General features: G+C 52.7%; 19 protein-coding genes. 11 read left to right on the forward strand and 8 right to left on the reverse strand.

Features of this window, described 5'->3' with window-relative positions:
- Positions 1 to 237: 237 nt before the first annotated feature.
- From ACK3CJ_RS03755 to tadA, 4 genes are all read left to right on the forward strand, one after another.
- A complete protein-coding gene (locus ACK3CJ_RS03755; RefSeq protein ID WP_409525084.1) occupies positions 238 to 552 on the forward strand; it encodes a DUF883 family protein in 315 nt (104 codons plus the stop codon).
- A 28-nt stretch (positions 553 to 580) separates the two neighbouring features.
- Positions 581 to 940: a phage holin family protein gene (locus ACK3CJ_RS03760; RefSeq protein WP_409525086.1), complete on the forward strand. Its 360-nt coding sequence runs from the start codon at positions 581 to 583 to the stop codon at positions 938 to 940.
- Positions 937 to 1,215, forward strand: coding sequence for a YqjK family protein (locus ACK3CJ_RS03765; protein ID WP_409525087.1), 279 nt, complete (start codon positions 937 to 939; stop codon positions 1,213 to 1,215). Before ACK3CJ_RS03760 ends, ACK3CJ_RS03765 begins: the two co-directional genes overlap by 4 nt.
- A 113-nt stretch (positions 1,216 to 1,328) precedes the next feature.
- Positions 1,329 to 1,799 carry a tRNA adenosine(34) deaminase TadA gene (tadA, locus tag ACK3CJ_RS03770; protein ID WP_409525088.1) on the forward strand — a complete coding sequence of 157 codons (471 nt, stop codon included), beginning with the start codon at positions 1,329 to 1,331 and terminating at the stop codon, positions 1,797 to 1,799.
- A 7-nt stretch (positions 1,800 to 1,806) separates the two neighbouring features.
- Here tadA and mltF read toward each other — a convergent pair whose 3' ends face one another.
- Positions 1,807 to 3,303, reverse strand: coding sequence for a membrane-bound lytic murein transglycosylase MltF (mltF, locus tag ACK3CJ_RS03775; protein WP_409525089.1), 1,497 nt, complete (start codon positions 3,301 to 3,303; stop codon positions 1,807 to 1,809).
- 107 nt (positions 3,304 to 3,410) lie between these two features.
- Here mltF and purL point away from each other — a divergent pair, with 107 nt between their 5' ends.
- Entirely contained in the window at positions 3,411 to 7,313 is a 3,903-nt protein-coding gene (gene purL / locus ACK3CJ_RS03780; protein ID WP_409525090.1) for a phosphoribosylformylglycinamidine synthase, read from the forward strand.
- Between the two features lie 74 nt (positions 7,314 to 7,387).
- On the opposite strand, the gene ACK3CJ_RS03785 is transcribed toward purL, so the two are convergent.
- The 4 genes from ACK3CJ_RS03785 to ACK3CJ_RS03800 all read right to left on the reverse strand — a co-directional run bounded on the left by ACK3CJ_RS03785 (position 7,388) and on the right by ACK3CJ_RS03800 (position 10,746).
- A complete protein-coding gene (locus ACK3CJ_RS03785; protein ID WP_409525091.1) occupies positions 7,388 to 8,446 on the reverse strand; it encodes a M48 family metallopeptidase in 1,059 nt (352 codons plus the stop codon).
- The gene (locus ACK3CJ_RS03790; protein WP_409525092.1) at positions 8,424 to 9,506 is read right to left on the reverse strand and encodes a YjgN family protein; all 1,083 of its coding nucleotides are present in this window, start codon (positions 9,504 to 9,506) and stop codon (positions 8,424 to 8,426) included. The genes ACK3CJ_RS03785 and ACK3CJ_RS03790 overlap by 23 nt, the downstream gene beginning before the upstream one ends.
- A gap of 168 nt (positions 9,507 to 9,674) precedes the next feature.
- Positions 9,675 to 10,274, reverse strand: a complete 600-nt coding sequence (locus ACK3CJ_RS03795; RefSeq protein WP_409525093.1) for an OmpA family protein — start codon at positions 10,272 to 10,274, stop codon at positions 9,675 to 9,677.
- 172 nt (positions 10,275 to 10,446) lie between these two features.
- Positions 10,447 to 10,746, reverse strand: coding sequence for a YciI family protein (locus tag ACK3CJ_RS03800; RefSeq protein ID WP_409525094.1), 300 nt, complete (start codon positions 10,744 to 10,746; stop codon positions 10,447 to 10,449).
- Between the two features lie 121 nt (positions 10,747 to 10,867).
- On the opposite strand from ACK3CJ_RS03800, the gene ACK3CJ_RS03805 reads away from it, so the two are divergent.
- The 4 genes from ACK3CJ_RS03805 to rluB all read left to right on the forward strand — a co-directional run bounded on the left by ACK3CJ_RS03805 (position 10,868) and on the right by rluB (position 13,920).
- Complete coding sequence (locus tag ACK3CJ_RS03805; RefSeq protein ID WP_409525095.1) at positions 10,868 to 11,728, forward strand: PHP domain-containing protein; 861 nt, start codon at positions 10,868 to 10,870, stop codon at positions 11,726 to 11,728.
- A 47-nt stretch (positions 11,729 to 11,775) separates the two neighbouring features.
- A complete protein-coding gene (locus tag ACK3CJ_RS03810; protein ID WP_409525096.1) occupies positions 11,776 to 12,396 on the forward strand; it encodes an L-threonylcarbamoyladenylate synthase in 621 nt (206 codons plus the stop codon).
- A 137-nt stretch (positions 12,397 to 12,533) separates the two neighbouring features.
- Entirely contained in the window at positions 12,534 to 12,926 is a 393-nt protein-coding gene (locus ACK3CJ_RS03815) for an H-NS family nucleoid-associated regulatory protein (protein ID WP_409525097.1), read from the forward strand.
- A gap of 82 nt (positions 12,927 to 13,008) precedes the next feature.
- Positions 13,009 to 13,920: a 23S rRNA pseudouridine(2605) synthase RluB gene (gene rluB, locus ACK3CJ_RS03820; protein ID WP_409525098.1), complete on the forward strand. Its 912-nt coding sequence runs from the start codon at positions 13,009 to 13,011 to the stop codon at positions 13,918 to 13,920.
- 46 nt (positions 13,921 to 13,966) lie between these two features.
- Here the strand turns inward: rluB and ACK3CJ_RS03825 are convergent, their stop codons facing one another.
- The 3 genes from ACK3CJ_RS03825 to ubiG are packed head-to-tail and all read right to left on the reverse strand — an operon-like array spanning position 13,967 to position 16,168.
- Positions 13,967 to 14,725 (reverse strand): YciK family oxidoreductase, encoded by a 759-nt coding sequence (locus ACK3CJ_RS03825; RefSeq protein ID WP_409525099.1) that lies wholly within the window; start codon positions 14,723 to 14,725, stop codon positions 13,967 to 13,969.
- Between the two features lie 40 nt (positions 14,726 to 14,765).
- Positions 14,766 to 15,449 carry an HAD-IA family hydrolase gene (locus ACK3CJ_RS03830; RefSeq protein ID WP_409525100.1) on the reverse strand — a complete coding sequence of 228 codons (684 nt, stop codon included), beginning with the start codon at positions 15,447 to 15,449 and terminating at the stop codon, positions 14,766 to 14,768.
- Positions 15,446 to 16,168: a bifunctional 2-polyprenyl-6-hydroxyphenol methylase/3-demethylubiquinol 3-O-methyltransferase UbiG gene (gene ubiG, locus ACK3CJ_RS03835; RefSeq protein ID WP_409525101.1), complete on the reverse strand. Its 723-nt coding sequence runs from the start codon at positions 16,166 to 16,168 to the stop codon at positions 15,446 to 15,448. The genes ACK3CJ_RS03830 and ubiG overlap by 4 nt, the downstream gene beginning before the upstream one ends.
- 207 nt (positions 16,169 to 16,375) lie before the next feature.
- On the opposite strand from ubiG, the gene gyrA reads away from it, so the two are divergent.
- Positions 16,376 to 18,970 carry a DNA gyrase subunit A gene (gene gyrA / locus ACK3CJ_RS03840; RefSeq protein WP_409525102.1) on the forward strand — a complete coding sequence of 865 codons (2,595 nt, stop codon included), beginning with the start codon at positions 16,376 to 16,378 and terminating at the stop codon, positions 18,968 to 18,970.
- Entirely contained in the window at positions 18,954 to 20,036 is a 1,083-nt protein-coding gene (gene serC / locus ACK3CJ_RS03845; protein ID WP_409525103.1) for a 3-phosphoserine/phosphohydroxythreonine transaminase, read from the forward strand. Before gyrA ends, serC begins: the two co-directional genes overlap by 17 nt.
- Positions 20,037 to 20,041: the final 5 nt, after the last annotated feature.

Genomic DNA, 20,041 nt, shown 5'->3' on the forward strand with positions numbered 1-20,041 from the left:
GTCCCGATAGTGGATACGAACCCGGGATGTTTGCTCTAGCCTTGATACAGCTCAGTATGGGCGGGGTAGTAACCGACGTCTGGGCGCTAACACACATAGGCTTTTTATCGTGAGACTGTGTGCGATAGCGCACTGGAGTCTGTTCGGCTGTCGGCTATACTCGTTTATCTAGAAGGATCCGTTGAGGAGAGCTGACGGAGGGATCAAATCATTAAAAGCTCTGACATGGAGAAATATATGGGTAAAGTTAAAGAAGAAGTTACCAAAGAGCAGCTGTTTGCTGATTTCAGACGAGTAGTTGCTGATGCTGAGGCGTTGGTGAAAGCTACAGTCAGTCACGGCGGTGAAGAGATGGATGAAGTGCGTGCGGCGGCGGAAGAGTCCCTTAAGGTCGCCAAAGCAAGGTTGGCTGATGATGGTGTGGCGCTGTTGGATAAAACCAAAGATACTGCCAAGGCGACTGATGAGTATATCCACGATAATCCTTGGCAGGCGATCGGTATAGCTGCCGGTGTGGGTCTGCTGATTGGTCTGCTATCCAGTCGTCGTTAGAATGATGAGCCAGCCAAAGGAGAAAGGATTGTTTGCGTCATTGAAAACGCTTGCAGGGACGCTGCTTGGTATGGTCCATACGCGGCTTGAGATGCTGTCCTGCGACCTGGAAGAGGAGCTCTATCACATAATTTCATTGATGGTGCTTGCGTTAGCTGTCCTGTTTTGCGCCGGAGTCGGTGTGATTCTGGTGACGTTATTCCTGGTCGTTGCATTCTGGGATACTCACCGTTTGCTGGTGCTGGGCTCGTTGGCTGGTTTTTTTCTGGTAGGTGCTCTGGCGTTATGGTTGTTCGCTCTACACAAAGTGAGAACCAAAGAGAGGCCGTTTGCGTTGAGTCTGTCGGAGTTGCAGGCAGACAGACAGCAGTTTGAGCCCCGCCAATGAACACCAGGCGGCAGTGTCTGGCGCAGCGTCGAGAGCGCCTGATATCAGAGGCTGCGCAGCAGCGTATGGCGCTGTCTGGCAGTATTGAGGAGTTAAGGCCTCCCTTGAGGTTGGCTGATCAGGGGGTGAAGGCACTGTGTTATCTCAGAAGTCATCCTCAGTGGATAGCGGGAGCGGTTGTACTTGTCGCGACCTTCAGTTCACGCCGTTCCGGGGTATGGCTCGGTCGAGGCTGGATGGCGTGGCAGGCGCTGCAGAAACTGCGCGAAAGGTAGGTCATCCTCAGCTCAGCAGGCAGATGGTCTGATGTCTCTGGCGATTGTCGTAGTGTGACAGGGTGTGGTATTTTCGCCTCTTAAAGTCAATTGAGAGGGAGTGATACGACCTGATGGATCAGCCACTACCGGGTAGCGATGAGTACTGGATGGCTGCCGCACTTGAACGCGCAGCGTTGGCAGCACAGCGGTTGGAAGTGCCGGTGGGGGCGGTTGTCGTGCTGGCCGGCGAGATCATTGGTGAGGGCTGGAATCAGCCGATCAGTGGTGATGACCCAACGGCCCATGCCGAAGTGGTTGCGTTGCGGGATGCTGCGCGCCGGATCGGCAATTACCGCTTGGTGGATGCTGATCTGTATGTCACCATCGAACCGTGCATGATGTGTGTCGGTGCGATGGTACATGCGCGGATTCGTCGTCTGATTTTCGGTGCAACCGAGCCAAAAGCCGGTGCAGTGGTGAGTCAGTTGCGGGCCCTTGAACTGCCGCATCTGAATCACCAGATCGAGTATCAAGGGGGTGTGCTGGCTGATCAGTGCAGTGAGCAGATCCGGGCCTTTTTCCGTTCACGGCGCCAGAAGTAGCCCTTGATCAGAGGCTGGGTGAGATGCTTCTGAGTAGTCTATCTCCAGTTTCGCTGGTATTACTTCCTTCGTTTTCTGGCCCCTCTCCATTCATTGTCTCTTCCAGCGCTTTGGCCAGGCTGGTCTGTATCTCCCACTCCAGTATTTCAATATATTTCTGAATGTTGTCAACATAAGTGACGGGCTCGTGCCCTCTGGCATAGCCATAACGCAGCTGGCTGTAATAGCGCTCCTGAGTCAGCAGTGGAAGGACAGATCTGACATCCTCCCAGCTGTCTGGATTCAGACCCTGGTTCTGAGTCAGTCGTCGGGCATCTTCAAGATGACCATAGCCGATGTTATAGGCGGCCAGTGTGAACCAGGTGTGGTCAGGCTCTGAAATGCGTTCGGGTATCTTCTTTTTCACGTTAGACAGGTAGCGCGCGCCGCCAAATATGCTCTGTGCAGGGTCGGTTCTGTCCGTGACGTCAACTTCACTGGCGGCGGCATTAGTCAGCATCATGATGCCCCGTACCCCTGTGGGTGAGACGGCGTCTGGATCCCAGTGAGATTCCTGATAGGCGAGTGCAGCTAGCAGCGGCCATTCAAAGCCAGTCTCCTCTGCTGCTTGCAGAAAGTGTTCCTGCAGGCTTAAAAAACGTTCCTGCAGATGTTGTCTGAATGACGCTGTATCAAAAAAGTTGAGGCGATTCTGCTGAGAAAAGTAGCGTAACTCAAGATCTGCTATGAGGTCTTTTGTCTGACGGATATCGAAAAAATGCTGCAGTTGAGTCTTCAGTGTATTATCTGGATTCCGTGCCATTAGCCAGCTGACTGGCTGAGGGTCATCCAGTAGTAATGTTCGCCTCAGGCCCGGAAAAAATGAGCTCTGGGCATCGAACAGGAAGGTGTCCATGATGGTGTAGTCCAGCTCCATCTCATGAATCTTGCGCATCAGATCAATCGTGTCATTTTCGGTTTTTTCCTCCCAGACAAGATCGGGATATTCGTCACTGAGACTGCGTAGCAGGTCGGCATGGCTTGAGCCGGCGAGCACTGCCAGGTTGCTGCCATACAAGTCCTCAACAGCCTCGGGAGCAGGAATGCCCTGGCGGACACGATACACAACGGTCGGTGCGCTATAGCGGTACACTGGCCCATGCTCAAGTTTGCGGCGGCGCTGCTCCGTCACCAATAGATTGGCAGCAATCAGATGCACACTGCGATTCAGCTGCAGGTCAAACAGTTCCTGCAGATCGCTGGCTACAATCAGTTCCAGCTCTACGCCCAGAAAATCAGCAAACGCTTTGCTCAGTTCATATTCGAATCCGGCTGGTTCCGCTCGATAAAGATAGTAAGCCATCGGGTTGTTGAGTGTGCCGACACGCAACACACCCTGCTTTCTGATCGTCTCAATCTGCGAACTGGTGTTGAGGCCGATCAGCACCAGAACAAAGGTGATCAGGATGAGACTGATCAGGTAGATCAGGGCTCTGATATGAGGATATTGTCGGCTGCTGAACATAGTGACTGCTTTTCTGGTATCTCGGGTCCCGGTTCGGGTAAACTATGCACTTAGTTTCCCGCTGTTAATGCCTGCTTGCAGGCCCTTTCAAGAGGCTCGAAATCAACATGCTCGTTATGCGTGGAGCACCCGCTCTCTCGGCTTTCCGTCATGATAAACTGCTAACCTCACTGCAAGCGTTGGCGAGCCAGGTTACTGGTGTCTATGCGGAATATGTTCACTTTGCCGATCTTGAGGCTGATCTGACTCAGGATGAAATCAAAGTGCTGGAACATATACTGCGTTATGGACCCTCGGCTCAGGCTGAAGAGCCAGGCGGAGACCTGTTTTTGGTCACTCCGCGTCCCGGTACCATCTCCCCCTGGTCCAGTAAGGCCAGTGATATTGCGCATAACTGTGGGCTGACCAGTATTCTGCGTCTGGAGCGAGGGCTGGCCTACTACATTGATGTTGATAGTGCACTGACTCAGCAACAGCGTCAATCCATAGAAGTCGTGCTGCATGATCGCATGGTTGAAGCGGTGTTCAGTTCTATTGATCAGGCTGGGCAGCTCTTCCGCCATGAAACACCGCGTGAACTGGCGCATGTTGATCTGTTGGCAGGAGGTCGTGAGGCACTGGTTGAGGCCAATAACAACCTGGGTCTGGCGCTGGCTGACGATGAGATAGATTATCTGGTGCAGAGTTTTATCGAGCTGGAGCGGAACCCCAGTGACGTCGAGTTGATGATGTTCGCACAGGCCAACTCTGAACATTGCCGTCACAAAATATTCAATGCCACCTGGGATATCGATGGCGAGCAGCAGGAAAAGTCTCTGTTCGGCATGATCAAGAATACCAATGAGGTCGGCGGCGAGAATGTGCTCTCGGCTTATAAAGATAATGCTGCTGTAATTGCGGGAAGTAACGCAGGGCGATTTTTTCCCGATCCTGAAAGCTGCCAGTATGCTTATCATCATGAGGCTATTCAGATTCTGATGAAGGTCGAGACCCATAACCACCCGACGGCCATTGCGCCACGACCGGGTGCGGCGACCGGTTCAGGCGGCGAAATTCGTGATGAGGGTGCAACCGGTCGAGGCTCCAAACCTAAGGCGGGACTGTGCGGATTTACTGTTTCCGATCTCAATCTGCCGGGATTCCAGCAGCCATGGGAGTCGGATTATGGTAAGCCGGATCGTATCGTATCGGCCCTGGATATCATGATTGAGGGTCCGATTGGTGCTGCGGCCTTCAATAACGAATTTGGTCGCCCCAATCTGAATGGTTATTTCCGTACCTTTGAGCAGCAGGTAAATGGCGCTGCAGGTGAGGAGGTGCGTGGTTATCACAAGCCGATCATGATTGCTGGTGGTCTGGGTAATATCCGTGACAGTCATGTTGAAAAGGGTGAGATAACCCCGGGTGCCAAGCTGATCTGCCTGGGTGGCCCTGCGATGCTGATTGGTCTCGGTGGAGGTGCAGCATCCTCCATGGCTTCCGGCAGTTCGGCGGAAGATCTTGATTTTGCGTCAGTACAGCGTGAAAACCCTGAACTGGAACGCCGTTGTCAGGAGGTGATCGATCGCTGCTGGCAGTTGGGTGATCATAACCCCATTGCGTTCATTCATGATGTCGGTGCGGGTGGCTTGTCTAATGCTTTCCCTGAACTGGTCAAGGATGGTGGCTGTGGCGGTGCATTCGAAGTGCGCAACATCAATAATGATGAGCCGGGTCTGTCACCTTTGGAAATCTGGTGTAATGAAGCTCAGGAGCGTTATGTGCTGGCGGTCAATCCGGAAGATCTGGATCGGTTCCGTGCCATCTGCGAACGCGAGCGTTGCCCCTTTGCCGTCGTGGGTGAAGCCATTGGCGATCAGCATCTGCTGCTGAATGACCAGCACTTTGAGAACAAGCCGGTTGATCTGCCGATGAGTGTGTTGTTCGGTAAGCCGCCACGGATGCATCGCAGTGTTACGCGTGCTACCTATGAGTTGCCCGCTTTTGATACTGCAGGTTTGCAGCTGGATGATGCCATCGAGCGCGTGTTGCGACTGCCTGCAGTCGGCTCCAAGTCCTTCCTGATCACGATTGGTGATCGTACCATTACCGGTCAGGTGGCACGTGATCAGATGGTCGGCCCCTGGCAGGTGCCTGTGGCGGACTGCGCTGTCACAACTGCGTCCTATGATACCTATGCCGGTGAAGCGATGGCGATGGGTGAACGTACGCCGCTGGCGCTGATTGATGCGCCGGCGTCCGGTCGTATCTCCATTGCGGAAACGATCACTAACCTTGCTGCAGCCAGAATCGGCGACATCTCCGATATCAAACTCTCGGCCAACTGGATGTGTGCGGCAGGTCATCCCGGTGAAGATGAAAAGCTGTTTGATACGGTTCGTGCGGTTGGTATGGAGTTGTGCCCTGAGTTGGGTATCACGATTCCGGTAGGCAAGGACTCCATGTCGATGCGTACCGTGTGGCGTGAAGGTGATGAGAGCAAGAGTGTTACCGCTCCGATGTCGCTCATTATCTCCGGCTTTGCGCCGGTACTGGATGCACGCAAGACGCTGACGCCACAGCTGCGCACCGATCAGGGACAGACTGATCTGCTCTTGCTGGATCTGAGCAAGGGTCGTAATCGTCTGGGTCTATCTGCACTGGCGCAGGTGTATGGCCAGGTTGGGCAGGATGTACCGGATCTGGATGATCCGCAGTTGCTGATTGCTTTCTTTGCGGCCATTCAAGAGTTGAACGAGCAGGGGTTTCTGCTGGCCTACCACGATCGCTCCGATGGTGGTCTTATGGCCACGCTGGCCGAGATGGCCTTTGCCGGTCATTGTGGTGTGGATATCAATCTGGATCTGTTGGTAGAAAATGAACAAGATCTGTTGGCCGCTTTGTTTGCAGAGGAGCCAGGTGCCGTTATTCAGATCCGTAGTGAACATGCCGAGCAGGTACTCACTGAGCTTAATGCTGCCGGATTGAGTGATTGTGTCGCGGTTATCGGAAGCACCAATCCGGATGATCATATCAACCTTTTCCTCGACGATGATGAGATCTACAGCCGTAGCCGTGTCGAGCTTCAGCGTTGCTGGGCCGAGACCTCCTACAGAATTCAGGCTATGCGTGATAATCCTGTGGGTGCAAAGCAGGAGTTTGATCAACTGCTTGATCGTGAAGATCCAGGCCTGCATGCGCATCTGAGTTTCGATCTGAATGATGATGTGGCTGCGCCTTTCATCAATCGTGGAGAAGCTCCGCGTATTGCTATTCTGCGTGAGCAGGGCGTCAATGGTCAGGTAGAAATGGGGGCTGCATTTGATCGTGCGGGGTTTGCTGCGATCGACGTGCATATGAGTGATATTCTGTCGGGCCGTGTCACGCTGGATCAGTTCCGTGGTCTGGTTGCCTGTGGGGGCTTCTCCTATGGTGATGTGTTGGGTGCAGGCGAGGGGTGGGCCAAGTCGATACTCTTCAATGAGCGTGCGCGTGATCAGTTCGCGGCCTATTTCCAGCGCGAAGATGCGTTTGCGCTGGGTGTTTGCAACGGTTGTCAGATGTTGTCAAATCTGCATGATCTGATACCGGGAGCTGAGCTCTGGCCACACTTCGTGCGTAACAGTTCCGAGCAGTTTGAAGGGCGTGTTGCGATGGTTGAAGTGCAGGAGAGTGAGTCTATATTCCTGCAGGGTATGAGTGGTTCACGCATGCCGATTGCGATTGCGCATGGTGAAGGGCGCGCCGAGTTCAAGAGTATAGAGCAGCTGCAGTCGCTGGAACGCTCCGGCAAAGTGGCCCTGCGCTATGTTGATAATTACGGACGTGTCACCGAGCAGTACCCGGCCAACCCGAATGGTTCACCTGAGGGTATTTCGGGTCTTACGGCTGCGGGCGGTCGAGTGACAATCATGATGCCGCATCCAGAACGGGTATTCCGTGCGGTGCAGAACTCCTGGCGCGCTGATGAGTGGCAGGAAGATGCTCCGTGGATGAGGATGTTTCGTAATGCCAGAGTCTGGATCGGCTGATCCACCTCTGTTGTATCTTGATGTAAAAAGGGTGAGGCGGATATTGCCTCACCCTTCTCCTTCACTTCCTTCGTTCATTTTTCCTGCGTTAATGCACGCCCAATTCTTTCAGAAGTTTCAGGGTGCGTGCTGAGATATTTCAGCAGGGGAGATGCGTCTTCTTCGTTGAGATCAGTGTTCTCTATCAGTGCACTCATGGCATCGGCAAAGCTGCTGGCAGGTTTGCCCAGTGTCTGTAGATGAGTGATGGCGAAGTCGTCGGCTTCACGCTCCATATCCCGCGAAAATGCATTATGCAGCAGGTTGCTTCCCGCACCGAGCAACAGTTCCGATACGGTTTCCAGGTCACCGAACACCAAGCCGAATACCATTGCTGAGCCAAGTGACTGGGCAACCAGGCGTAGGCTGTGCTGATGTTCCACATGGCCGATCTCATGTAGCAATATCGCCAGTATCGCATCCGGCTGGTTGCTGAGTAGATTGACCAGATCATCGGTGATAATGACTGTTCCATCTGGCAGAGCAAAAGCGTTTGCGCCGAACAGATCTGAATGGAAAAAATGCAGTGAGTAGTGTTGATGAGTCAGTGTTAACTGGCTCAGGGCACTATTCCAGTTATCCCTGATTGTTTGCTGGGTGTCAGGCGGCAACTGCGAGGGAGCAAGGGCCGTTTCACGTAAAGCAACAAAAGTCTGTTGCCCCATCTGCTTGCTGACATCATCAGGGACCAGTACGACGCTTGCGCTTGCCAGCGATGGGATACCATGAGCCAGCAGCCACCATAGTAGAATCGGTGATAGCACAATTGCCAGTAGAATACTGAACCGGTTGGTTTCCAGTTTCGCAGCCAGTCGTTGTCTGCGATTCTGATGTGGCCAGCGGAATCCTGTGTCGAGAGGTGTGAACACAGCGCCATCTGAAAAATTCAGATCTACAGCCAGACCTGGAATGATGCTGCCGCTGAGATATTGATCGGATGCGGCTTCATGCAGACGCTGGTCGGTATCAGCATCGAACACTTCAATCCTGCCATCCTCCAGAACGGCGAAGGCATGGTAGGCCTTCGCGGCTCTGGCATTCTGAAAGCTGCCCTCAATACGAAGCATCTGATCACGCAAGCGAGATGTCGGCATCAAAGAATCCTGCTGCTTCTTCGCCGGTTGCTGAGCTTTTTTGTTCTACCGTATCAATTAGGGTGTCAGCCTCCGGCTGAATATTCAGTGCGGTAGCTTTGGCCAGAAATCTGCTTTTACGGATGCATGTCCAGGGGTAAGCAAGTCCCAGGCTGATGATCAGCAGGAGAAAATTGCTCATGAGCAGCCATGCGTAAGGCATTATTTTGACGTTGGAGTGGAAACTGCTGACCCCATCCAGTTCGCTGTTGTTGTAAATATGATTGCGTACTATGCCGCCATAGATGGCTCCGGAAAGGCTGAATGTCAATAAATAGAACGGAATGACGATGAAGGGGATAAGGGGTGCCAGATCTTTGCCATTATCCAGTAGGAAAAGTGATGCAAAGACGCCGATACCAAAAATGAACCCCAGAAGTAATACGGCACCAACGCTGGCAAATGAGGCGACATAGTATTTACCGGCACCTGCTCTGAACTGAAGTGGTTTGCCGCCATAGCTGATATTGCTATAGATATATTGGTCCATTTTCTTGAACACCCAGGGTAGTGCAAGAAACAGAGTCAGGGCTGAAGCGATTGGCAGTACGGCAAAAATCAGAAAGGCTTCAATGAAGCGTCCATGAAATGCAAATCTTATCTGGCGATAGCTGGTCATTCTGAGATTGAAGCGCAGCGACATAATCAGGAGCCAGGGTGAGGCGATGAACAGGACAAAAAGTAATATGACTCCTGCAAGCGGGAAAAAGTGGGAGATGGCAAAGTAGCAGACGAAAATAGCGGCAGCCAGCAGGCGCCCTCGCAGTATCTGCATAGGAGTGGCCAGATAACGGAAAGCGTGATTTTCAATCCGTGTATGGCCATAGAAGTATTGGTTTGTGCGTACTGTTGCCCAGGCACTATATATGCCGAGCGTCAGAATGCTTAATAATATATTTACTATCCAGATGCCGAAGTATTCACCTGAGCGGCCAGTGAAACTGACTTGTGCCTGACGAGTGCTTGGCTGGGATGGAGAGGGTTGGTTGGTAACAACTGTACCGCTGGAGGTTGCATCCATGGCGACCTTGTCCTTTTGGTGGTTTGTAGAATTCCTGAGGGCACTTTATAACGAAATATAGAACTTTTTTCAATCGTAGATGTCGCGAGAGGGCTGTTACGAGGGGTATAACGAAAAACAGGAGCCATAGGCTCCTGTTTTGAGTACTGTCAAAGCGTTAGCTTTGGATCAGTTGCTCTTTGTGCCTTTGATTTCGACGTCAACACGACGGTCTGGGCGCAGGCAAGAGATCAGCTCAGCACCGCGGCCTGTGCAGTTAGCAACAGGTGAACGGCTACCCATGGAGCTGGTAGATACTTTAGATCCATCAACGCCTGCACTGGTCAGAGCGGCAGCGACGGCATCAGCACGACGCTGAGACAGACGATCGTTGTAGGCTACCTGACCGATACGGTCTGCATGACCTACCAGGTTGATGCTTTCAACGCTGGCCATGGAACCAATGTGGCTGACGATGGTAGAGATATCACCAACACGAGTGCTGTCGAAGTCGAAGTACAAAGCGAATTTGTTTTCAACTTCCATCATTGTCTGTGCAGGCGCAGCAGGAGTTGGGGTTGGAGCAGGAGCTGGTTCAGCCTGGGCAACGTAGCCTGGGCAGCCTTCTACAACCTTGTCCTGTGTCCAGGAAGAGGTTTTCCAGCAGTCGTTCAGCGTAGTGCGCCATACAGTGTTGGTAGAGTTAGCGGCATAGCCGGGAACCTGAGCCTGTACACTGGTTACGCCCAGTGCCAGTGCCAGTCCAGCAGCAATTGCAATTTTCTTCATCATCATTTCCTTGTGCCAGGTTGGATGTTGGTCAGTCAGTTATCAATTTCAGCCTATTAGAACAGCCTTAACCTTAACCTAAGTTAAACCACCTAAGTTTAACCATAGCGGTTGCCGGGCTCAACTGATACAGTTATATAATACTCAAAGAGTATATCAGATTACAGCGAATTCAAGGTAATACCTTTTTAAACGGCTTAACAGTCACCTTCTCGTATACCCCTGCAAGAAGATAAGGGTCCTGATCTGCCCAGTTTCTGGCAGCCAGAAGCGACTCAAACTCTGCAACCACCAGGCTTCCGGTAAAGCCGGCAGGTCCCGGGTCGTCTTGGTCGACGGCCGGATGTGGCCCTGCCAGCAGGAGGCGGCCTTGTTCTTTCAGTGCTTGCAGGCGTTCCAGGTGTGCCGGTCTGGATTTCATCCTTGCATCCAGGCTATTCGCTGCATCTTCTGCAATAATGGCATAATACATGACGTTCTCCGGGCAGATAAGTTCAATTTTTATTAATTAATGCGTTGAATCTATCATCAGCGATTATAATGTCAGTGATCAACCCCTGAAGTCGATTTCAATTTTCAGTCAAGAGGTAGTGGTGGGCATTTCGGAAATAAAGCAGCCAGTATATGATTTGCATTGCCACAGCACGGCTTCTGATGGTCTGTTATCCCCCTTTGAATTGATTGATGAGGCTGACGCCCGTGGTGTGCTTTATCTGGCGTTGACCGATCATGATACGCTCGGAGGGCTTGAGGCTGCTCGTGCTGCGGTGTCTGATAAAGCGTTGAGTTTGATTAATGGAGTTGAGTTGACCTGCACGTGGCAGCGGCACTGCATTCATGTGTTGGGGTTGGGTTTTGATGCCGACTCTTCATGTTTCAAGCCTTATCTCGCGCGCCTTGATGCATTGCGACTGGAGAGGGCAGAGCGTATAGCCAGAAAGCTGGAGCAAAAGCGCTTGCCGAATTTACTCCAGGAGGCACTCGCGATTGCAGCGGGTGGGCAGATAGGGCGGCCTCATTTTGCGGCTGCCCTTATTAATGCGGGTATCGTTGAAACTGCGCAAGAGGCTTTTGAGCGCTTCCTCGGTAGAAATAAAGCGGGTGATGTAAAGGTGGACTGGCCGAATATTGAAGAAGCCGTGAGTGTTGTTAAGGCAGCTGGGGGGTTGTCGGCTATAGCTCACCCTACAAAATACAACCTGACGTTTACCAAAATCCGCCAGCTCTGTGATGATTTTAAGTCTATGGGAGGGGATGGTCTGGAAATTAGTTATCCCGGTGTTATTCCTGATCATACGCGTGAGTTGCAGCGTATCGCATCACAAAGAGGGTTGCTTGTTTCCGGGGGGAGTGACTTCCATTCCAATAATAATCGCTGGTCTGCTTTGGGGCGTTTTCCTCCGTTGCCGATAGGTGAAGGGCATCTGTTACATGCGTTGAATGTTATACTGTGATCCCATGTCGTCCATGAAGTGTTATTCAGATCGCTTGAGGTAAAGTCGTGAGCCAGTTTTTTCAGATACATCAGGATAACCCTCAGAAGAGGCTTATTCTTCAGGCGGTTGAAATTTTGCGCCAGGGTGGCGTTATAATTTACCCTACAGATTGTGCTTATGCCTTGGGCTGCTGCCTGGAGAATAAGAAGGCACTTGATAGGATAAAGCAGATCAGGCAATTGGATGATAAGCATAACTTCACACTAGTCTGTCGTGATCTTTCTGTTATCTCCACTTATGCCAAGGTCGATAATCAGGTTTATCGGTTGCTTAAGGCTCATACTCCTGGCGCTTATACCTTTATTCTCAACGCCACGACGGAAGTGCCCCGACGCCTGCTGCATCCTAAAAGGCGCACCATCGGCATGCGTGTTCCGGATAATCAGATCGTTCTTGATCTTCTGGATGTACTGGGTGAGCCGATTATGAGTACTTCTCTTATTCTGCCGGGTGATGATCTTCCATTGACCGACCCTTACGACATGCGAGATACACTGCAGCATCAGGTGGATCTGATTATTGATGGTGGTTTTTGTGGTATGGAAGCCACAACTGTTATTAATCTGACCGGTGACGTTCCTGAGCTTATGAGAGAGGGAGCGGGAGATGTTGCCCATTTCATTTAAGCTTTAGTGGCTGGTTGAATGTATTTGAATGTATTGGGGTGGTATTTTTTTGTGCATCACTTGCAATATTTGGATATATCTAGATAATTGGTTTTATATTTATCTCTCAGTAAACAGCTAATCCGGAATTAATTATCATGTCAGACTTTATTAAAGTACTTACGCGCAAAAACTCTTTGAGAAAGCAGGTGCAGGAAATATCAGTTGGCGATATCGAAAAGGTTATCGGTGACCTGTCTGATATTCTCCAGGAAAAACTGGATGAAGCTGCTGCCAGAGAGGCTGTCGAACAAGAGAAAAAAGCCAAGATTGAAGAAATACGCAAAGCAATGCAGTCAGCGGGTCTCGAGCTTGGCGATCTGGCTGAGGTGGGTGATTCTCTGCAGCGTAAAAGCGTCAAGGCAAAGTATTCTATCGTTGATGCTCAGGGTGAGCGTCATGAATGGTCAGGCAGAGGGCGTACGCCAACTGTGTTTAAAGAGTATATGGAATCCAAAGGTATTTCCAAAGAGCAGTTGCCATCGGCCTGATCTTGTAAGCTTCTGTTAATATTGTCATACCGGCCCTCCAGGTTTCCTGTGGGGCTTTTTACGTCTTATTGAAGGTTGCGTCATGGACAGTGAAAAACTGCAAAAAGTATTGGCGCGCTCCGGTTTTGGCTCACGTCGTGAGATGGAGCGTTGGATTGAAGAAAAAAAAGTCAGCATGAATGGGGTAGTGGCAACCCTCGGTGATCGTGTGACGCCTCTGGATAAGGTGTCGCTGAATGGCAAATTGGTGGAGCTGGTATTTGCCGGCGAAGAGCCGCGCCGTGTCCTGTTGTATAACAAGCCTTTGGGTGAAGTGTGTACGCGCCATGATCCTGAAGGCAGGCCGACGGTCTTTGATGCCTTGCCGCCGCTTAAGCAGGGTCGCTGGATTGCGGTCGGACGCCTGGATATCAACACCACAGGATTGCTGATTTTTACCACGGATGGTGAGCTGGCCAATAAGATGATGCACCCTTCTGCCAGGATTGATCGCGAGTATGCGGTACGTGTGCTGGGTGAAGTGGATGAAGAGATGCTGGAGCGCCTGAAGAAAGGCGTGCTGCTCGATGATGGTATGGCAAACTTTACCGATGTGCAGTTTTTTGATGGTGAAGGTGCTAACAAGTGGTACCACTGCGTCGTGATGGAAGGGCGTAATCGCGAAGTCAGGCGTCTGTGGGAGTCTCAGGGGCTCAAGGTCAGCCGTCTCAAGCGGGTTCGCTTCGGGCCAGTGTTTATGCCCAGCGATATCAAGGTTGGAACCTGGAAGGAAATGGATCGCAAGGCGTGTAATGTGCTGGCGCTGCAGATGGGTCTCGAGCAGGATACCAGTCGCGTGGTCAGAACGCCGATTCAGCGTGCAGCAGATGAGCGTTTGCATAAAAAGCAGCGTGTGCGTCAGTCGGCTGATAAAGAGCGGGTCGTACGTCAGGAGGTCAAGCAGAAGCGTAAAACGGGCAAGGTGCGCTCTGTCGGTAAGCGTCACGCGCGCTGAATTGAAAAGCCCGGCTATGATGCCGGGCTTTTCTTTTCAGTTGCTGTCACAGTGGTTGTCCGTTGCCTTGTGCGTCCAGTGTGCTGCCGTTCTGGCCTTTGCTGTCGGGCCCCATCAGATAAAGATACAGGGGCATTATTTCGGCAGGGGTGGGGTTGCTTTCCGGATTCTCAGCCGGGTAGGCGTTGGCGCGCATATTGGTTCGAGTGGCGCCGGGATTGATGCAGTTGACGCGAATGTTGCCGGAGTTTTCCAACTCGTCGGCCAGTACCTGCATCATTCCTTCTGTCGCAAATTTTGAGACGGCATAAGCGCCCCAGTAGGCTTTACCTTTGCGTCCTACGCTGGAGCTGGTGAAGACCACTGATGCGTCATCTGAGGCTCGCAACAACGGCATCAAAGTCTGGGTCATCATGAAGGCGGAGTTGACATTAACCTGCATCACCTGCAGCCAGATGGTTGGGTCGTAGTTTTCGATAGGTGTGCGAACACCAAGCAGGCTGGCGTTGTGCAGAATGCCATCCAGTTTTCCGAACTCCTGATACAGTGTGTTGCACAGTTCAATGAAATCGTGCTCGCCAGCACTTTCCAGATTCAGCGGTACGATGGCTGGTTGTGGATAGCCGGCAGCTTCCAGTTCGTCATATAGAGATTCCAGTTTTTCAGTGGTCCTGCCCAGCAGGATGACGGTAGCGCCATGGGCAGCAAACTGCCGGGCTGCTTCTCTGCCTATGCCATCACCTGCGCCAGTGACCAGAATAATGCGATCTTTCAGCAGATCGGTGGGTGCGCTGTATGCAAACATGATCGGTCAGGGTCCTTTTTCATCCGTTATCGCAGCTGCCTCAGGCAGGCGATGAGTGTTCATTCATTGATTGTAGCAGGGAAAGAATCTCGTGCGCGTCAACGGCCGTATGGTGGCTGTTCCAGTCAGTGACAGGGTCGCGCGGGTCTATATAGCCATAGGCGGCGGCAATGGTGATCATGCCTGCGGCCTTTCCGGCTTCGATATCTCTCCGGTGGTCGCCTATGTAGACACTGTGACCGGGCTCTGCGTTCAACTCCCGGCATGCCATCAGCAGGCCTTCGGGATCGGGCTTGGTTTTGTTGACATGATCCGGGCAGATGACTGATCCGCAACGAGATTGCAGCTGCAGACCTTCCAGTATGGGGAGGGTGTAGAGTGATGGCTTGTTGGTGACGATGCCCCAGGGTATATGGTTGCTCTCCAGCCACTCAAGAAGGTTGTTCATGCCGTCAAACAGTCGGCTGTGCTGTGTCAGCTGGCTGGCGTAGAGGGCCAGCATGCGCTGGTGCAGTTCGTTGAATCCGGGAGCTTCCGGTGATAGATCAAATGCGCGACTGACCAGTGCGCGTGCGCCATTAGAAACTTCGGCGCGGACTGCCTCATAACTGATCGCCGGGCGGCCCTCCTCTGCCAGCAGCTGAGTGATCACCTGGTGGAAGTCGGGAGCGGTGTCCAGTAGTGTGCCATCAAGATCGAACAGGGCTGACTGCAGCGCCATCATGAGTGGCCCTGTTTGCGTGTTGCCAGCATATAGTTCACATCAACATCTTTGGGATCAAGGCGATAGGTGCGGGTAAGTGGGTTGTACACCAGTCCTGTCATCTCGGTGATGCTCAGGCCGCTGCTGCGTACCCATTCCGCCAGCTCCGCGGGTTTGATGAATTTGTTGAAGTCATGTGTGCCCTGAGGGACCAGTTTCAGAATGCGCTCTGCTCCGAGGATCGCAAAAAGATAACTCTTCGGGTTGCGGTTCAGTGTCGATAGAAACAGGTGTCCACCGGGTTTCACCAGTTGCGAGCAGGCTTTGATGATGGATGATGGATCAGGAACGTGCTCGATCATCTCCATACAGGTGACGGTATCAAAGGTGCCGGCATGTGTGCTGGCCAGCTCTTCAACGGTCATGCGTTGATAATCGACCTGGATGCCGCTTTCAAGCCCGTGCAGTCTGGCGACTTTGAGGGGAGCTTCACCCATGTCGATTCCCATGACGCTGGCGCCTCTGGCGGCCATGGATTCCGAGAGAATGCCGCCACCGCAGCCGACATCCAGTACGCGTTTGCCTGCAAGAGGTGCAATGCGGTCTATGAATCCGACTCTGAGTGGGTTGATATCGTGCAGCGGTTTGAACTCGCTGTTGCGATCCCACCAGCGGCTGGCGAGCTCTTCAAACTTGGCGATTTCGGATGGATCAATATTCTGTGTATGAGGCTCTGTCATCTTCGGTTCTCAAAATCCTGGCGGCTTCCGGCAATTCTAACACCCGCAATCCGGAGGGGACAGCGCGACGCTTGATGAGGATCAGGATAAGTCACTGAAATGTGACTATCAGGAGGCACCATTTGGCTGCTTTATGGTACAATTGCCGGCTATTGAATTGCCGCCGGTGCGGTGTGTGAGCAGACCGAATCAAGGAAAGCTGAACGAATGGGTGATCTAGCCAAAGAAGTCCTCCCGATCAATATAGAGGATGAACTCAAACAGTCATACCTTGACTACGCAATGAGCGTGATCGTGGGTCGTGCCCTCCCTGATGTCAGAGATGGCCTGAAGCCGGTTCATCGTCGCGTGCTCTTTGCGATGAATGAGCTGAGCAATGACTGGAATAAGCCTTATAAGAAGTCCGCCCGTGTGGTCGGTGACGTAATAGGTAAGTACCATCCGCATGGCGACAGTGCCGTTTACGACACGATTGTCAGGATGGCGCAGAACTTTTCGATGCGTTACATGCTGGTGGATGGTCAGGGTAACTTCGGTTCGGTTGACGGCGATTCTGCGGCTGCCATGCGTTATACCGAGATTCGCATGTCCAAGATTGCGCATGAGTTGCTGGCGGATCTGGATAAGGAAACGGTCGACTTTGTTGATAACTACGATGGCACGGAAAGAATTCCCGCCGTCATGCCGACACGCGTCCCCAATCTTCTGGTGAATGGCTCTGCTGGTATCGCAGTCGGTATGGCGACCAACATACCTCCGCATAACCTTGGTGAAGTGGTGCGTGGCTGTGTCGCGTTGATCGACAACCCTGAGCTCACTGTCGATGATCTGATGGAGTTTATTCCCGGTCCGGACTTCCCGACGGGTGCCATCATCAATGGACGTGCAGGGATTCTGCTGGCCTATCGTACCGGTCGTGGCCGTATCTATGTCCGTGCAAAACACCATATCGAAGATAACCCGCGCAACGGTCGTCCGATGCTGGTGGTCACGGAGATACCCTATCAGTTGAACAAGGCGCGTCTGATCGAAAAGATCGCCGATCTGGTAAAAGAGAAGAAGGTCGAAGGGATCAGCGAGCTGCGTGACGAGTCCGATAAGGACGGCATGCGCATCGTGATTGAGTTGCGTCGCGGCGAAGTGCCCGAGGTGATCATCAACAACCTCTTCACCCAGACGCAGCTGCAGAGTGTGTTCGGGATCAACATGGTGGCGCTGGTCGATGGCCAGCCACGTACGCTCGATCTGAAGTCGATGCTCGAATGCTTTATTCGCCACCGTCGTGAAGTTGTCACGCGTCGTACCGTTTTCGAACTGCGCAAGGCGCGTGAGCGGGCGCATGTTCTCGAAGGTCTGGCGGTTGCCTTGGCTAATATCGATCCTGTGATCAAAATGATCAAGGAATCGCCCACGCCGAATGATGCCAAAGAACGTTTGATTGCAGAGCGCTGGGCGCCCGGCAGTGTGCTGACCATGCTGGAAAAAGCCGGTGAAGATGCCTGTCGTCCAGAAGATCTGGAACCGCAGTTTGGCATGCGTGAAGGCTACTATTATCTGTCACCTGTTCAGGCGCAGGCGATTCTGGATCTGCGTCTGCATCGTCTGACCGGTCTGGAACATGAGAAACTGATTGCCGAGTACCAGGTGCTGGTCGACAAGATTACTGAGCTGCTGTACATCCTCGGCTCACGCGAGCGTCTGATGGAAGTGATCCGTGAAGAGCTGGCGACACTGGTTAATGAGTATCAGGATGAGCGTCGTACTGAAATCATGGCGTCGCAACAGGATCTGACAGTGGCTGATCTGATCACCGAAGAGGATATGGTGGTAACCATCTCCCACGGTGGCTATGCCAAGACTCAGCCGCTGGATGCCTATCAGGCGCAGCGTCGTGGCGGTAAAGGCAAGTCTGCCACGGCGATCAAGGATGAGGATTTCATTGAGCATCTGCTGATTGCCAATACGCACGATACGATTCTCTGCTTCTCCAGCCTGGGTAAGGTTTACTGGCTCAAAGTATATGAGATTCCACCGGCCAGTCGTGCATCACGTGGTCGTCCTATCGTGAACATCCTGCCGTTTGTTGAGAATGAGCGCATCACGGCTATTCTGCCGGTCAAAGAGTTCACCGAAGATCGTTTCGTCTTCATGGCGACCGGTTTTGGTACAGTCAAGAAAACACCACTGACCAGCTTCTCTCGCCCTCGCAGCAGTGGTTTGATTGCACTGGATGTTGTGGATGGCGACCGTCTGATCGGTGCTGCCATCACCAGCGGTGATGATGATGTGATGCTGATGACCAGCGCCGGCAAGGCGATCCGCTTCCACGAAGGTGATGTGCGCCAGATGGGTCGTACCGCTCGTGGTGTTCGTGGTGTGCGCATCAGTGGTGATGTGCGGGTGATCTCACTGATCATTCCACGCGAAGGCGGCAAAATATTGACCGCCTCCATGAAGGGCTATGGCAAGCAGACGGCAGTGGAAGACTTCCCGCTGCGTGGTCGTGGTGGTCAGGGTGTTATCGCGATGCAGTGTACTGAGCGTAATGGTGCATTGGCTGGTGCGGTACAGGTGTTCGAAGGCGACGGTGTGATGCTGATCAGCAACCGTGGCACACTGGTGCGTACCCGTACGGATGAGATCTCTGTACTGGGCCGTAACACTCAGGGCGTGATGTTGATTCGTCTGTCTGAAGATGAGCAGTTGGTAGGTCTGGCTCGCATTGAAGAGCCTGAAGAGATCGATGTGATCGATGTGATTGACGGCGAGTCAGAGGGTGTGGCAGATGACGCGGAAGTATAACTTCAGTGCAGGTCCAGCTGCACTGCCGGAAGAGGTGTTGCAGCAGGCGCAGCAGGAGTTGCTGGATTGGCAGGGAACGGGTCTGTCGATCATGGAGATGAGCCATCGCAGCGACGAGTTCGTTGCGGTGGCGGAGCAGGCTGAACGGGATTTGCGTGAATTGATGCAGATTCCGGAGCAGTATCAGGTGCTGTTCCTCCAGGGTGGTGCGAGCAGTCAGTTTGCTATGGTGCCGATGAATCTGTTGCGCGGTAATGGTCGTGCGGATTACATCAATACCGGCATCTGGTCGAAGAAGGCGATTGCCGAAGCAAAGCATTACTGCGACGTAAATGTAGTGGCCAGCACCGAAAGCAACAACTTTACCTCAGCGCCTGCTCAGAATGAGCTGCGTCTGAGTGATGATTCGGCCTATCTTCACTACACCACAAACGAGACGATCGGTGGTGTTGAGTTTGATTATATTCCCGATGCGGCAGGTCGCCCGCTGGTGGCAGATATGTCATCCGACATACTGGCCAAGCCGATAAAGGTGGATCGCTTCGGTCTGATCTATGCCGGCGCACAGAAAAATATCGGGCCCGCAGGGCTGACGGTGGTGATTGTGCGTGACGACCTGCTCGGCAATACGCTGCCGGGTACCCCCTCCATGTATGACTACAAACTGCATGCAGATGCCGGTTCCATGAACAATACCCCGCCGACCTTTGGCTGGTATCTGGCAGGGTTGGTGTTTCAGTGGCTCAAGAACCAGGGGGGGGTGGAGGCGATCGGTCAGGTCAATCATCGCAAGGCTGCCAAGCTGTATGCCGCGATTGATGGCAGTGGCATCTATGCCAATCCGGTGGCCAAAGCCAATCGCTCGATCATGAACGTGCCCTTCACTCTGGCAGACAGTCGTCTCGATCAGGTGTTTCTGCGCGAAGCGGAAGAGGCAAATCTGATGAACCTTCAGGGTCATCGCTCGGTAGGTGGCATGCGCGCCAGCCTCTATAATGCGGTTCCTGAACAGGCGGTAGATGTATTGATCAGCTTTATGGCTGATTTTGAACGCAGGCATGGCTGAGATCG

This window comes from Nitrincola salilacus, from assembly GCF_046271865.1.
Taxonomy (GTDB): Bacteria; Pseudomonadota; Gammaproteobacteria; order Pseudomonadales; family Balneatricaceae; genus Nitrincola; species Nitrincola salilacus.

Bases quoted from the DNA above. Each gene is read 5' to 3' on its own strand.
- ACK3CJ_RS03825 (WP_409525099.1), bottom strand. From the start codon at position 14,725: ATGTTTGCATACAGCGCACCCACCGATCTGCTGAAAGATCGCATTATT.
- ubiG (WP_409525101.1), bottom strand. From the start codon at position 16,168: ATGACAGAGCCTCATACACAGAATATTGATCCATCCGAAATCGCCAAG.
- ACK3CJ_RS03755 (WP_409525084.1), top strand. From the start codon at position 238: ATGGGTAAAGTTAAAGAAGAAGTTACCAAAGAGCAGCTGTTTGCTGAT.
- mltF (WP_409525089.1), bottom strand. From the start codon at position 3,303: ATGTTCAGCAGCCGACAATATCCTCATATCAGAGCCCTGATCTACCTG.
- ACK3CJ_RS03795 (WP_409525093.1), bottom strand. From the start codon at position 10,274: ATGAAGAAAATTGCAATTGCTGCTGGACTGGCACTGGCACTGGGCGTA.
- ACK3CJ_RS03790 (WP_409525092.1), bottom strand. From the start codon at position 9,506: ATGGATGCAACCTCCAGCGGTACAGTTGTTACCAACCAACCCTCTCCA.
- ACK3CJ_RS03815 (WP_409525097.1), top strand. From the start codon at position 12,534: ATGTCAGACTTTATTAAAGTACTTACGCGCAAAAACTCTTTGAGAAAG.
- rluB (WP_409525098.1), top strand. From the start codon at position 13,009: ATGGACAGTGAAAAACTGCAAAAAGTATTGGCGCGCTCCGGTTTTGGC.
- ACK3CJ_RS03830 (WP_409525100.1), bottom strand. From the start codon at position 15,449: ATGATGGCGCTGCAGTCAGCCCTGTTCGATCTTGATGGCACACTACTG.
- ACK3CJ_RS03765 (WP_409525087.1), top strand. From the start codon at position 937: ATGAACACCAGGCGGCAGTGTCTGGCGCAGCGTCGAGAGCGCCTGATA.
- purL (WP_409525090.1), top strand. From the start codon at position 3,411: ATGCTCGTTATGCGTGGAGCACCCGCTCTCTCGGCTTTCCGTCATGAT.
- gyrA (WP_409525102.1), top strand. From the start codon at position 16,376: ATGGGTGATCTAGCCAAAGAAGTCCTCCCGATCAATATAGAGGATGAA.
- ACK3CJ_RS03800 (WP_409525094.1), bottom strand. From the start codon at position 10,746: ATGTATTATGCCATTATTGCAGAAGATGCAGCGAATAGCCTGGATGCA.
- ACK3CJ_RS03785 (WP_409525091.1), bottom strand. From the start codon at position 8,446: ATGCCGACATCTCGCTTGCGTGATCAGATGCTTCGTATTGAGGGCAGC.
- serC (WP_409525103.1), top strand. From the start codon at position 18,954: ATGACGCGGAAGTATAACTTCAGTGCAGGTCCAGCTGCACTGCCGGAA.
- tadA (WP_409525088.1), top strand. From the start codon at position 1,329: ATGGATCAGCCACTACCGGGTAGCGATGAGTACTGGATGGCTGCCGCA.